Origin of the sequence: Barnesiella sp. B2-R-119 (assembly GCF_023656675.1) — a bacterium.
GTDB classification, from domain to species: Bacteria; Bacteroidota; Bacteroidia; order Bacteroidales; family Barnesiellaceae; genus Barnesiella; species Barnesiella intestinihominis.
Map to the genome: position 1 here is coordinate 37,621 of NZ_JAMOKL010000004.1, position 13,748 is coordinate 51,368.

Annotated in this window: 12 protein-coding genes; 5 read left to right on the forward strand and 7 right to left on the reverse strand. The window is 44.7% G+C overall.

The window, feature by feature from the left end:
* The first annotated feature begins 144 nt into the window (after positions 1 to 144).
* From NBH06_RS08575 to NBH06_RS08595, 5 genes are all read left to right on the forward strand, one after another.
* Positions 145 to 840 carry a LexA family transcriptional regulator gene (locus tag NBH06_RS08575; RefSeq protein ID WP_008863213.1) on the forward strand — a complete coding sequence of 232 codons (696 nt, stop codon included), beginning with the start codon at positions 145 to 147 and terminating at the stop codon, positions 838 to 840.
* Between the two features lie 49 nt (positions 841 to 889).
* A complete protein-coding gene (locus tag NBH06_RS08580) occupies positions 890 to 1,234 on the forward strand; it encodes a hypothetical protein (protein WP_021892369.1) in 345 nt (114 codons plus the stop codon).
* A gap of 240 nt (positions 1,235 to 1,474) precedes the next feature.
* Positions 1,475 to 2,977, forward strand: a complete 1,503-nt coding sequence (locus tag NBH06_RS08585) for a leucine-rich repeat domain-containing protein (RefSeq protein ID WP_250793831.1) — start codon at positions 1,475 to 1,477, stop codon at positions 2,975 to 2,977.
* Between the two features lie 27 nt (positions 2,978 to 3,004).
* On the forward strand, positions 3,005 to 3,781 hold the full coding sequence (gene trmB, locus NBH06_RS08590; RefSeq protein WP_250793833.1) for a tRNA (guanosine(46)-N7)-methyltransferase TrmB: 777 nt from the start codon (positions 3,005 to 3,007) through the stop codon (positions 3,779 to 3,781).
* A gap of 9 nt (positions 3,782 to 3,790) precedes the next feature.
* Positions 3,791 to 4,894, forward strand: coding sequence for an Mrp/NBP35 family ATP-binding protein (locus tag NBH06_RS08595; RefSeq protein WP_250793835.1), 1,104 nt, complete (start codon positions 3,791 to 3,793; stop codon positions 4,892 to 4,894).
* 608 nt (positions 4,895 to 5,502) lie between these two features.
* Here NBH06_RS08595 and purN read toward each other — a convergent pair.
* The 7 genes from purN to NBH06_RS08630 form a co-directional block, all read right to left on the reverse strand.
* A complete protein-coding gene (gene purN / locus NBH06_RS08600; RefSeq protein WP_250793836.1) occupies positions 5,503 to 6,075 on the reverse strand; it encodes a phosphoribosylglycinamide formyltransferase in 573 nt (190 codons plus the stop codon).
* Positions 6,076 to 6,085: 10 nt separating this feature from the next.
* Positions 6,086 to 7,951 carry an SLC13 family permease gene (locus NBH06_RS08605; protein WP_250793844.1) on the reverse strand — a complete coding sequence of 622 codons (1,866 nt, stop codon included), beginning with the start codon at positions 7,949 to 7,951 and terminating at the stop codon, positions 6,086 to 6,088.
* 229 nt (positions 7,952 to 8,180) lie between these two features.
* Positions 8,181 to 9,197 (reverse strand): 2-oxoacid:ferredoxin oxidoreductase subunit beta, encoded by a 1,017-nt coding sequence (locus NBH06_RS08610; protein ID WP_250793846.1) that lies wholly within the window; start codon positions 9,195 to 9,197, stop codon positions 8,181 to 8,183.
* Between the two features lie 3 nt (positions 9,198 to 9,200).
* Positions 9,201 to 11,045, reverse strand: coding sequence for a 2-oxoacid:acceptor oxidoreductase subunit alpha (locus NBH06_RS08615; protein ID WP_008863205.1), 1,845 nt, complete (start codon positions 11,043 to 11,045; stop codon positions 9,201 to 9,203).
* A gap of 167 nt (positions 11,046 to 11,212) precedes the next feature.
* On the reverse strand, positions 11,213 to 12,409 hold the full coding sequence (locus tag NBH06_RS08620; RefSeq protein WP_250793848.1) for an alanine dehydrogenase: 1,197 nt from the start codon (positions 12,407 to 12,409) through the stop codon (positions 11,213 to 11,215).
* 68 nt (positions 12,410 to 12,477) lie between these two features.
* Entirely contained in the window at positions 12,478 to 13,035 is a 558-nt protein-coding gene (locus tag NBH06_RS08625; protein WP_250793849.1) for a shikimate kinase, read from the reverse strand.
* Positions 13,032 to 13,712 carry a tetratricopeptide repeat protein gene (locus tag NBH06_RS08630; protein ID WP_250793850.1) on the reverse strand — a complete coding sequence of 227 codons (681 nt, stop codon included), beginning with the start codon at positions 13,710 to 13,712 and terminating at the stop codon, positions 13,032 to 13,034. The genes NBH06_RS08625 and NBH06_RS08630 overlap by 4 nt, the downstream gene beginning before the upstream one ends.
* Between the last annotated feature and the right edge of the window lie 36 nt (positions 13,713 to 13,748).

Here is a 13,748-nt window from a genome sequence, read left to right on the forward strand (position 1 = left end):
TACTAATCTATTATTTTGTTTTTCAAAAAAAGTTTATACCTTTGCTTTGGTAATAAAACCACACAAATATACTACCACTTTTATTGAAAAGCAAATTATTTATGGTAATTTTACCATATTATGAAAATAAAAAAGTGAACGACTATGGAGAATGAAGCTAAAATAGAGAGAATCAAGACATTGATGGAAAACTTTGGAGTAACCCAGTCGGAATTTGCCAAACGCATATCGATCGATGCGTCCAACTTCTCGAAACACCTGACCGGAAAACTACCTGTCAGCGACTCACTTATCAACAGAATCGTCGCAGACTTGGGCGTATCGAAAGAATGGCTATGTACGGGTAAAGGATATATGTTTCGTCCCTCAGACAACGATGCACACTCTCATATACGCACATTAACTCTTCCCTCGGAAGCGATTATACCAGAAGCAAGAAATGGGGCGAAAGTATACGGTCTGGACGTAACCGCCGGTAATTTGGCGCGGGATCGCATGTTTACCGAGGATTTGGTAATCGGCAGTATAGACGTTCCTTTCATCAATCCCGATTGCAGCATTGTCAAAGTAAGCGGAGACAGCATGAAACCCGTTATTAACAATGGTGACATGATCGCAATCCGCGAAATAAAAAATCCCCAGCTTATCTTCTGGGGGCAAATCTACGTCATATTGCTGGAAGATTACCGCATGGTCAAATATATTCGTAAACACGATAATCCCGATAGGGTTATCCTACGCAGTGAAAACAAAGAATACGACGACATCGAAATCGAGAAAAAAGAAATTTGCGATCTGTTCATTGTCGAAAACATTATACGCATAGACAGCCGCATTTAATGACTACGAGAAATATATATAGCTCGCCCACAATACATTCACGAAAATTATGTCAACATTGGAAGAAATAACCATCGCCATGTCCCACGAGGACTTCGACACTTGGTCGACACTTACGGTCGGATTCAACTACACTAAAAGTCTGGTCATCTGTCTGACCTTTTACGATTATAAAAATGTACAACATCATACCTATGCGATAATCGAAAAAGACGAAGCAATGGCTATGTCGGAACAACTCAATGTAAAATTAACCGACTTACCCCAAACCATATGCAAACATTGCGGCGACACGTCGTATGTATTTGTGCCGTCTCATGTAGAAGAACTTTTCAAAGATGTACTGGATTTCATACTCGACTGCGGCGCACATTATCGCATATCAAGAGATTAAAGATTACCCCCAAATATAGTCTCCATTTTTTCAAAAATTCAGGCTCAACATTCTGTCTGTCAAAACAAAAACACCCGAACATACCGACCCGACAAATAAAATTTGTTTCTACATTCGTTTATACTATCTTTGCAAATACAAAAATAGGGTGCGACTTGGTATAAAAAACGAGCTTGTCCGTTTTATCTTATTCCTATCTCTCTCTATTTTTATAAAACAATCAAACCCGCCGTCACTCCAATGAGAAAGTTGTTATATATCGTTCTGTTCCTATCCGTCGGGAAACATTTGCAGGCGACAAATTACAATTGTCACACCGAAGCGGGACAACTACAATCTCTCATCGGAGAACAGCATCGGACAATCACGAATCTAACCGTCTCAGGAACAATCGACGTTCGCGATTTTGCTTTCATAAACGACTCCCTATTTCACTTAACCGGCATAGACCTTGCAGATTGTACGATAGATGCATTCGAAAGTCGAGATATTTACCTCGGAAATCAAACCCGTTTCGATGCCAACTGTATTCCGGCAAACACATTCTTCGGATTTCAAGAGTTAACGACCGTACGGCTCCCCCGGAATACCGAAAAAATAGGAAAAGGCGCTTTCGCAGGCTGTCCTAAACTAAAAAACATAGATTGGGGAAACAATTTACAAGAAATAGCAGGATTCGCTTTTTGCGACTGTTTCTCTTTGAACACATCGTTACCACAGACATTGGAAAAAATAGGCGAATATGCATTCAAACAATGCACCTCTTTTACTGGAATAGACCTCTCCCTGTCTGTCCTTCGTTCGATAGGAAACCAAGCATTTCTCAACTGTACCGCCTTATCCTCGATAACCCTACCCGCCTCGTTACAATCTATCGGCAAAGAATGTTTTGCCGGATGCTCGTCTCTGACGGGAATAACACTCCCTCAAAAACTAGAATCTATGGGCGAAGGTTGTTTCTCCCACTGTATCTCGTTAACAGAGGTCGATATAAAAGAATGTCCATTGGAAAACCTGCCCCCTTACACCTTTGACCATTGTACAAAACTACTCTCCATACAAGCCCCCAATACCATAACAGAAATAGGAGAAGGCGCATTCTATTATTGCACATCGCTCACCGACTGTATTCTACCAGAGTCTGTCCGAACCATAGGCGATTATGCATTTGCCGGATGCAGTAGAATAGCAGGACTTTCCTTCCTGCCCGAAGGAACTGAAAAAATAGGTCGATGGCCGTTCTATGGCATGAAATATTTATTTTCCGCAAAAATACCGTCGACAGTCAAGACCATCGGAGACCACGCCTTCGATAATTGCACGAGATTGAATGTTATGTTATCCTATCCGACCGAGCCTCCGATACTGGGAGAAAATGTCTTTCGAAATGTTCCGCAAAAAGATTGCCGGCTGGGAATCCCCGACGAAAGTCTATCTCTCTATTTGAACACGCCTCAATGGAAAGAGTTTGACATTCGTTATTTATCCGAGGTAGATGAGCAACAAATCGACGACAAGGCGTTGAAAGCATATTTCGAACAAAAAATACTCATCGTAAATTCGTACGAACCCATGCACCGCATAACCCTGTATACAATCGACGGACGCACAATATATCAAAAACAAGGCAAAACGACCGAAGCGAAAATTGATACTCAATCGTATTCGGGAGAAGTATTTATCCTTTCTGTACAAATAGAATCAAGAAAATACTATCATTTAAAATTAGGAAGAGTCAATTAACCAGAACCTGTCGATATTCATTTCAAAATGGGAAAAAATAAACTGAAAAAATTCGACGACCTGCAAGGCTACCCACATGTATTCCAATATCCTTTCTCTGCACTACAAGAAAAAGGATTTGAGATGCAAGGCAAATGGGGAAAACAATTCTTCAAAAATGAAAATCCGATAGTCCTTGAATTGGGCTGTGGAAAAGGCGAATATGCCGTAGGTCTGGCAAAACGTTACCCGCAAAAAAACTTTATAGGAATAGATATAAAGGGAGCCCGCATGTGGAGTGGAGCCAAACAGGCCCTCGAAGAAGGAATAAATAACGTAGCCTTTCTTCGTACCAACATAGAGTTGATCGATCGTTTTTTTGCCAAAGGTGAAGTATCAGAAATATGGATTACCTTCCCCGACCCGCAAATGAAAAAAGTGAGAAAGCGGCTCACTTCTACCCGGTTTATGCAACTATACCAAAATATTCTATCGCCCGAAGGTTTGATCCATCTGAAAAGCGACAGTCCGTTCATGTACACCTATACTTGTGAAATGGTAAAAGCAAACGGCTATCCCGTACAGGTTTCGACCGACGATCTCTACCATTCGGGAATAACCGACGACATACTGGAAATAAAAACTTTCTACGAGCAACAGTGGCTCGAACGGGGCATGAATATCAAATATATTCGTTTCGTCTGCCAACCCCGTGAACAATTCATCGAACCCGACGTTGATATTCCTTACGACACATACCGGAGCTTCAACCGGGGAAAACGTAACGGTAAACAAAGTAGTCAAGAAAATACAACATCAAAATAACACGACAATATGCAACTATATCCGAAACTAATACTCGACGCACTCGCCAAAGTGCGTTACCCGGGCAACGGGAAAGATTTGGTCGCTAATGAAATGATCGAAGACGACATTCGTATCGACGGTAACAAAGTAAGTTTCTCCATCATTTTCGACAAGCCGACCGATCCTTTTATCCGATCGGTCGTGAAAGCCGCCGAAACTGCCATTCTCACTTTCGTAAGTCCAGAAGTAAATATCAAAGGAAATATAGCTGTAAAGGCAAGACAAACAGCTCGTCCGAACCCCGAGAATCCCTTGCCCGATGTAAAGAATATCATTGCCGTTTCATCGGGAAAAGGCGGCGTTGGTAAATCTACCATAGCCTCCAATTTAGCTGTGGCGTTGGCCCGTCAAGGGTATAAAGTCGGGCTGCTGGATGCCGACATATTCGGCCCTTCGGCTCCCACGATGTTCAATATCGAAGACACCGAAGTCTATACCGAGAATATCGGAGGACGCGATCTCATTCTCCCGGTCGAGCGATACGGCGTGAAGATTCTTTCCATCGGTTTTTTTGTTCGTAAAAACGATGCCGTACTCTGGCGAGGAGGAATGGCAAGTAACGCTTTGAAACAACTCATCACCGATGCCGCATGGGGCGAACTCGACTATTTTGTACTCGATTTGCCACCGGGAACCAGCGATATACACCTCACTTTGGTACAGATACTCGCTATCACCGGAGCGATTGTAGTAACCACTCCGCAAGAGGTTGCTTTGGCCGATGCCCGCAAAGGTATCAGTATGTTTACCGGAGATAAAGTAAACGTCCCTATACTGGGATTGGTCGAGAACATGAGTTGGTTCACTCCTGCCGAACTCCCGGAAAACAAATACTACCTGTTCGGTAAAGACGGAGGAAAACGACTGGCCCAAGAAACCGGAGTTCCTCTTTTGGGACAAATACCTATTGTACAAAGTATCTGCGAAAGCGGTGATGCGGGACACCCCGTGGCACTCGACGATACCATTACCGGATTAGCTTTCAAGCAACTTGCCGAAGCCGTCGTAAAAGCCACAGAGGAGCGCAATGCAACTAAACCCTCTACACAACGGGTAGAAGTTCATAAATAAAAAGCCCATACGACAAAGAGCCGCTATAAAATTTATAGCGGCTCTTTGTTTATATAGATTTGGGCTCAATCGATAATCAATGGGGATTGTTCAGTGTTTCCCCCTATACTATTTCACAGAACACCCCATAATGCTACGAAACACGGCTGGGGAGAAGGGAGAATACCCACAAAGTTCCGAAAGGGTAAAAAGCTGTTCAAAACGACACTTTCACCCCTTTCTCTCTGTGTAGCTCATAAAATCGAAGCAAGGGAGAAAAAGGAATACATCTCAACCTCTCCCCCCTGTGTTCCCGTAAGGGAATATAGGGGGAGTGCCCACAGGGCGAGGAGGTTAAAGACCCGACATAAACCGACTGATGAAATACTGTTTCCAGCTCCTCCGTCACTTCGTGACACCTCACCTATATGGCTAATGCCACACCCCGTAAGGCTACGGGGCACGGCAATGGAGGAGGTCAATAGCAAACTATCCTCTCCAAAAGCCGGACAAGCTCAACCTAACCGGAAACGTTTCTCCTCATAGCTAGCGGATTAAGTCCCTCTCATTCATCAACATTCAAGTCTATCCCCATGAATTTTCTACTGAACATAGACTCGTTGCAAACATTAAACAGACAACAACCGAGCGATCGTCTCCGGGTAAAGTTCATGTTCGACCGCATGAATGAGTCCGAATAACTCATCGATATCGTTTCCTTCGTACGGGATAGCCCGTTGGGCGATAATCCGTCCGCCATCTACCGTACGGTCCACATAATGAATAGTTACTCCGAACACTTTCACCCCGTACTCCATAGCTTGTTCTACGGCACGAGCTCCGGGAAAAGCGGGGAGCAAAGAAGGGTGTATATTAATAATCTTACCGTCGTAACGCGATAACAATGTATCCGAAATAATCCGCATATACCCGGCCAAACAAACCAAATCCACCCCGTTCTCATCGAGAAAATCGGCAATGACGGTCTCCATTTCGACCTTAGAAGCAAAAGACTTAGGGTCGAAAGTGAAAGACTTCACACCATGACGTGAAGCTCGTTCTACGACACGAGCCGAAGGTTTATCGCAAACCAAAGCCACTGTTTCGGCCGGGATCTTACCCTGCTCGCAAGCAGTCACAATCGCTTCGAAATTACTGCCGGTTCCACTGGCAAATACGGCAAGACACTTTTTTCGGGACATAAATTCTTCTTTAAAATGGGAATAACAAAGGTAAAATAAAAATCATAACTATCCCCATAATAATCTGTAAAGGCAAACCCACCTTTACATAATCCATGAAAGTATACTGACCGGCAGGCATAACCAGCGCATTGGGTGGCGTAGAAAACGGAGAAGCGAAACACATGCTCGCCCCCACGGCAACAGCGAATAAAAACGGATAAGGACTCACTCCGATCTGTAATGCGGATTGCATGGCGATAGGAGCCAATAAAACGGCTGTTGCCGTGTTACTGATGAACATCGTCATCAATGAAGTCGTAAAATAGATACCAGCCATTAAAGCCAAAGGCCCGTAACCGCCCAAACCGCTAACCAAACTATTCGATATATATTCCGATGCTCCCGTCTTTTCCAGAGCCAACGACATGGGAAGCATGGCGGCGATAAGAACGACACTCTCCCAGTTAATTGTTTTATAGGCTGCCTCCACATTCCTGAAACAACCGGTCAATACCATAAGTATCGCAGCAATCATCACAGCCGTAACCGGAGCTACTGGTATAGAATCGAACACCATCATAAGAATCATTAAAAGCATAATCGCAGCAGCAATCGGTGCTTTATAATCGAGAGTAACTTTCGCGGCTTCGCTCAACGGCTGGCCGAGTACCACCCAATCGGAATCTTCCGAACTCAACCGAGCTATATCCTTCCATGTACCTTGCACGAGCAAAACATCGCCCGACAACATCTTCACATCTTTCAAATCATGCAATATATAATCGTTCTTTCTCCTTATGCCCAATACATTGACATTGAATTTTTCCCGAAATCCCGAATCTCCGACCGTCTGTTTCAACAAACGTGACGAGGGCATCAAGACAATCTCGGCGATACCTATGTCATAAAAAGCCAAATCGGAAGTCAAGTTACCCTTACCGTCTTCGATGGTATGGGCATCCAATAATACCAAAGAAAATCGAGAAACAAACTCCCTCACTTTTTCGAAATCGCCATTCACATACAACACATCGCCGGAGCGTAATACAGTACCCGGATCGGCCAATTTCTGATTGACCGTTTTCAACAACCGGGACTGCGACGAAACAGTACGCCGTACCTCCAATATATTCAAATGATATTGTTGGCGAATATTCAACTCGACAATCGTTTTACCGGCGACTATCGATTTTTCGGGGATTTGTATCCGAAACAAATTTTCGGAAAGCTGATATTCCCTTGCCAACTCGTTCAGAGATTTATTCTTGTTTTTACTATCAGACTTTTCGGTTCCCCGTTTGGTTAGGAAAATTTTACTCAAAGGCATCAATACGACCATTCCTACAAAAACACAAATCAAACCGACCGGCAAGAAAGAAAAGAAAGTAAGCGGTTCAAAACCGGCATTGGTCAAGGCATTCTGTATAACAAGGTTCGGTGGAGTACCTATCAACGTCATCATACCTCCCATACTGCTGGCAAAAGCCAAAGGCATAAGCAAGCGACTCGAATTTATATGAGCGTTGGCAGCCAGACTCACGACAATAGGCAGCATCAAGGCCACCGTACCCGTATTACTCACAAAAGCTCCAATAGCCGAAGTAACCAGCATGACCAAAATAAAAAGCCTTGTCTCGCTCTTGCCTGCCAACTGCAATATCTTTCCGCTTATCATCTTTGCCAACCCGGTTTGGAATATCGCACCACCTACTACGAAAAGACCGATCATCATAATCACGACCGAATTGGAGAATCCAGACAACGCCTCATCGGGAGTAAGAATGTGGAAAAGCAGCAATAAAACCAAAGCGCACAAGGCTACCACATCAGAGCGAATTTTACCACTCACGAAAAACACTGCCGATAAAGCTAAAATTACTAACGTTACAACCATTCAACCAATTTTTTAATACACCTATATCTTTTCTTGACAGGAATAACAATCATGAATCAATCCATATTCCCTTATTTCACAATTTATCCACACAAATCTAAGAAAATTTTTCAAGGCAGTCAAGCTCTGAATTTCTTAAAAAGAATTGTCTCTCAAACATATAACAATAGCACCCGAAAGGCTATACAGACAGTCTTTCGGGTGCTATTACCCTTTTGGAGAAAATACATTATTTCACTTCCCAAGTCTCCCCGGTCAACAAAAATTCACGCAAGGAGGAATAAGGTACTTTCGAGGTTACCTCTTTTACTTGTCTATCCACCTCTTCGTCATATACGGGAGCCTCCACATTACGAATCACACCTATCGCCAAAGGCAGTTCATGTCCGTCCATCATCGCAAGACTTTGATGTAAGAAATTATCGGGAGACTTGGCATCATGTACCAAAATATCATCGAGAGTCACACCGTTCTCCCCGATAGTCACAGCCTTTAATTTGTAACCGTCCAACACGAGGCCTCGATTATTGTCTTTCCCGAAAATCATCTTTTCACCATGACGCAAATGAACAGTCCGGTCGGCACGGAACTCTTTATCAGCCACATAACTGTGAATATTATTATTGAAAATCACACAATTCTGCAACAGCTCCACCACCGACGTTCCTTTATGGCGGGCAGCTTCTACCAATACTTCTTGCGAAACAGACATCTCCACATCGAGCGAACGAGCGAAAAATGTTCCTCTCGCCCCAAAAACGAGTTCTGCCGGAATGAAAGGATCTTCCACCGTTCCATAAGGAGACGATTTAGTAACGAAACCTCGATCGCTCGTCGGGGAATATTGGCCTTTCGTCAAACCGTATATCTTATTATTCATCAAGACCACATTGATATCCACATTCCGACGTACCGAATGAATAAAATGGTTCCCACCGATAGCCAGACAGTCGCCATCTCCCGAAATCTGCCATACCATCAGATCGGGATTAGCCGTCTTCACCCCGGTAGCCACAGCTGCGGCACGACCATGAATCGTATGAAAACCATAGGCATTCATATAATAAGGCAAACGCGACGAACAGCCGATACCCGAAATCACCACCGTTTCGTGGGGAGGCACTCCCAATGTCGCCATAGCTCTCTGCAACACAGCCACGATAGAATGGTCTCCACAACCCGGACACCAACGTACATACTGGTCGCTTTTAAAATCCTTTGCCGTATATTCCTTTTGTTCTTCCATATCCTATTCCTCCAAAAGCTTTGAAAAATGCGCCATCAACTCACTCACCATGAACGGCTGTGCCTGAATTTTATTATATCGCAAGAAATTCACACCCGGAACTTTCCCTGACAAATACGATGCAAACTGCCCGTTATTCAACTCGCAAACGACCACTTTTTTATATCGCCGTAATATCTCCTCGGTATTCGCGGGCAACGGATTGATATAATTGAAATGAGCGAAAGCCACAGGTTTCCCTTCTGCATTCATAGCTTCCACGGCAGAATACAAATGTCCGTAGGTTCCGCCCCAACCGACAACCAATAAATCGGCAGAAGAATCGCCCGACACTTTCAACAAAGGAATATCGGTGGCTATACCGTCGATTTTCTGCTGCCGGGCACGAACCATCTTTTCATGGTTGATGGGGTCAGTAGAAATTGCGCTAGTCTTATAATCCTTTTCCAATCCTCCGAGCCGGTGCATGAATCCCTCTGTTCCGGGTTTCGCCCAATAACGTACGGATTTTTCGTTACGGTCGTATGGTTTCCACGTACCTTGTTGTTCCGGCATGACATAATTGGGCTTTATCTCCGGATATTCATCGATTTCCGGAATACGCCATGCCGAAGAGCCATTTCCAATAAATCCGTCGGTCAACAAGATAACGGGAGTCATGTGCTCCAAAGCGATTTTAGCCGCTTGAAATGCCATATCGAAACAATCGGTCGGTGTAGAGGCTGCCACCACTACCACCGGACTCTCCCCATTGCGACCGTAGAGAGCCTGCAACAAGTCGGTCTGCTCGGTTTTCGTCGGCAATCCCGTGGACGGCCCACCTCGCTGAACATCGATAATGACCAAAGGCAATTCCGCCATAACGGCCAAACCTATACCCTCGCTCTTCAATGCCAAACCGGGCCCCGACGTGGAAGTCACTGCCAAATTTCCGGCGAACGAAGCCCCGATAGCCGTACAAACACCGGCTATCTCGTCCTCCACTTGAATGGCCTTTACCCCTAAATCTTTCCGCTTGGCCAACTCATGCAAAATATCTGTGGCCGGGGTAATGGGATAACTTCCTAAGAACAAAGGCAATCCCGACTTTTCAGATGCGGCTATCAAACCCCATGCGGTAGCCGTATTTCCGTTCACATCGGTATAAATACCGGGCTTCACTTGTGCAGACTCCACTCGATAAGTCGAAACCGAAGCATGTATGTTGTTCCCATAATTATACCCGTCGCGCATAACTTTGGCATTAGCCTCGTAAATAGCCGGTTTCTTGGCAAATTTATTTTTCAATAAATGTTGAGCTTGTTCCAAAGGACGGTCGAACAACCAACAGACAAGCCCTAAGGCAAACATATTTTTACACCGTACGATAGACTTGTTGTCCAAGCCTGAATCGGCCAATGAATCTTTCACCATTTGGGTAATCGCTACCGGAACGATTTGTGCATGAGAAAGGCCCGCCTCTTGAATGGGATCGTCCGTCGTAAACGCCGCTTTCTCCAAATCGCTGGCCCGAAAGCTATCCGAGTCAATAATCACCACACCGCCTTTTTTCACATAGCGAGCATTTGTTTTTAAAGCTGCCGGATTCATGGCAACCAATACATCGGCCAAGTCTCCCGGAGTGTGAACACCTTTCCCTATATGAACTTGAAAACCAGACACTCCCCCTAACGTTCCTTGCGGAGCACGTATCTCTGCCGGATAATCGGGGAATGTAGAAATTTCATCACCGATACCGGCCGAAACATTGGAAAAGATATTCCCGGCCAATTGCATTCCGTCACCGGAATCGCCGGAAAATCGTACCACGACTTCTTCCAATACTTTCACTTTTGTTTTTTCCGTCATGTTTATATTACAATTTTAATCCAACATGATATATTTCAATTCCAATATTACTATTTTAGCAAAGATAGTGTTTTTTTGTAAGCATTTGAAATATTTTCATAGAAATATGTAAGTTCCCTATCTATTCATTATTTTAAAAGCTGTTCCGATAAAAACAAAGCATCTTTTCAAAACATCGACATAAAAAGAGCCATATCATAATAAGGCAATCCCAACCGTATGCTCAACTCCTTATAAGTCAACTTTCCACCGAACAAATACACGGCATTCCGAAGCCTTTCGTCCGACTTTATATGGCCATAGAGCATGGCAGGGTCATTCAAATCGATCAATACCGGAACTAATAAATTGCTCAACGCCATCGATGCCGTTCGGGCAACGGCAGATCCAACGCTCGACAAGCAATAATGCAAAACGCCGCATTGCTCATACACTTTATTACAAGGAGCCTCGCTACAACTCGACGTTTCGAAACAGCCTCCTTTATCCATACACAAATCGAACAACAATGCCCCTCGTTTCATCATCTCGATATAGCTTACTCCTAAACGGCCTCCCTCCGGCACTTCCGTGCCAATAACCACATCGGCCGAGCGCATGGCGTTTTCCAAAACATGAGGGTGCATATTGGAAGTAAAGATAGAAGGACTCACTTCCAACTGAGTAGCTTTTAAACGATAAAAATCATTATCGAATACCCTCACCAAAGCACCCAATCCACAAGCGGCACGAGCCGCCGCACGGCCTGCAAGACCTCCTCCTATAATCAAAACCTCCGAAGAGGCGACCCCCGGGATACCCCCCAACAGAACACCCTTTCCTCCACTCCGGTTACTCAACAATTCCGAAGCCAACACAATGGCTGCACGACCGTCAATTTCGTCTAATATATCGGCAAAAAGATAACGGCCTCGCTCATCGGTTATCAAATCTATCGCAACTGCCGTAACTTTCTTTTGCATCAATATGCGCACGACCGAAGCCGATTGATATTGAGGCTGCAACAACGTGAGCAGAAACACCCCCGGACGTATCATAGCAGCCTCCTGTTCATTCAACGGAGTAATTTTAAGAACGACATCGCATCTGAAAACTTCTGAGGCTGCTGTCGCTTGCGCCCCAGCCTCGGTATAATGTAAATCGGAATACTTGATACCCTCGCCGGCTCCGCTTTCCACAAAAATGCGATACCCCTCTTTGGTCAACAAGGCAACCCCCTCGGGCGTCAGAGGGAATCGTTTTTCCCCTCCGTTATGTTCCGCCGGTAACCCTATGGAAAAACGTCTGTTACCGGCCATCGTTCCCAACAATTGTTCTTGGGGTGCGACCCCTACATTCGATTTACAAGCAAAGCTACCAGCCATAACCACGAAGTTTAAATTTATAAAGACGAATTTACAAATATACTTCGGTAAAAACCAGAATTATATATTTATATTTCATCGGCTCCATCTCCATAAGCAGGATTTTGCATCAAGACAGCCAGCCGATGCACAGCCTCGTCGACCGAATCGAGCGATTCATACCCGTCGGCATCGAAACGATAATCGGCTTGCCGGTAATAAGACTCGCGACGATTCAACATCTCGGTAATGTACTCATACAGTTCCTCCGGCGTTTTACCCGCCACCAACGGGCGTTTTACTTTTGCATGGGACAAGCGTCTGCACAACGTCTGTACAGAAGCGGCCAAATAAATCGTGACTCCCCGGTGACGCATGTACTCCATGTTATCGAAAAAACAGGGTGTACCTCCGCCCGTAGCGACCAACACATTGTCAAACTCCGCTACCTCATGCAACATACGACGCTCTATATCCCTGAAACCCTCTTCTCCCCGTTCGGCAAACAAATCGGATATCCGTTTCCTGTATCTAGATTCGATATAATCATCGAGGTCGATAAACTCGACATTCAAAAGCTGAGCCGCCCGGCGTCCCAATGTTGTCTTGCCTGCCGCCATGTATCCAACCAAAAACAAAGGCTTCATTTCTTAAAAGTATTCGATATCGTATTTGTCTCTGTCAGTCCGTTAGCGACCAGAGCATCATGCTTCGCTCTCCAAGTCTCTCCGAACTGTCGAAATTCAAACTCCGACAAAGAGTGAATCAACGCCTGTTTATCTGCTTCTTTCAAAGGCGACTTTGCAATAAAGTCCAAAGCCGTTTGTTTCCCCTCCAATCCCGATAACAAGACCGATTTGTTCAACAAATAGTCCATATTCGCCGGATCCTCCGTTAAATAACTCTCATACAAAAACAAGGCTTCCGACAGTTGTTTCTCGGCATCTGCCTCGTCACCCCGGTCATAAGCGATAAACCCTTTTACCGTATAAAAATAAGCCTTCATACGGTTTTTCCCCGTTTCTCCTATTTTTTCGATAGCGGTCGAAGCTGTCCGGTAAGCACTGTCCGGACGCCACAAATTCAACTCGTTCAACACCTTCCCGAAATATACATCTATATTTTCGCTATCGGCATCAAGAGCTTGTTCCAATAATCTCTGGGCTGCCAGACAATCATCGATAGTCACGGAATCGCTCCCCAGCAAAACTATCGCTTCTTTATATAAACGCACACTTTCCTCCTTGTCGCTCTTGCCGGGAGCACACCCGATCAGGCCAAACAAGACTACCGATAAAATTCCGTATATACCAATTCTTCTCATCGCTATTCGATTATGCCACGGAGAATCGGCTTATCG

Bases quoted from the DNA above. Each gene is read 5' to 3' on its own strand.
- NBH06_RS08630 (WP_250793850.1), bottom strand. From the start codon at position 13,712: ATGAGAAGAATTGGTATATACGGAATTTTATCGGTAGTCTTGTTTGGC.
- NBH06_RS08620 (WP_250793848.1), bottom strand. From the start codon at position 12,409: ATGGCTGGTAGCTTTGCTTGTAAATCGAATGTAGGGGTCGCACCCCAA.
- NBH06_RS08605 (WP_250793844.1), bottom strand. From the start codon at position 7,951: ATGGTTGTAACGTTAGTAATTTTAGCTTTATCGGCAGTGTTTTTCGTG.
- NBH06_RS08585 (WP_250793831.1), top strand. From the start codon at position 1,475: ATGAGAAAGTTGTTATATATCGTTCTGTTCCTATCCGTCGGGAAACAT.
- trmB (WP_250793833.1), top strand. From the start codon at position 3,005: ATGGGAAAAAATAAACTGAAAAAATTCGACGACCTGCAAGGCTACCCA.
- NBH06_RS08595 (WP_250793835.1), top strand. From the start codon at position 3,791: ATGCAACTATATCCGAAACTAATACTCGACGCACTCGCCAAAGTGCGT.
- NBH06_RS08575 (WP_008863213.1), top strand. From the start codon at position 145: ATGGAGAATGAAGCTAAAATAGAGAGAATCAAGACATTGATGGAAAAC.
- purN (WP_250793836.1), bottom strand. From the start codon at position 6,075: ATGTCCCGAAAAAAGTGTCTTGCCGTATTTGCCAGTGGAACCGGCAGT.
- NBH06_RS08615 (WP_008863205.1), bottom strand. From the start codon at position 11,045: ATGACGGAAAAAACAAAAGTGAAAGTATTGGAAGAAGTCGTGGTACGA.
- NBH06_RS08580 (WP_021892369.1), top strand. From the start codon at position 890: ATGTCAACATTGGAAGAAATAACCATCGCCATGTCCCACGAGGACTTC.
- NBH06_RS08625 (WP_250793849.1), bottom strand. From the start codon at position 13,035: ATGAAGCCTTTGTTTTTGGTTGGATACATGGCGGCAGGCAAGACAACA.
- NBH06_RS08610 (WP_250793846.1), bottom strand. From the start codon at position 9,197: ATGGAAGAACAAAAGGAATATACGGCAAAGGATTTTAAAAGCGACCAG.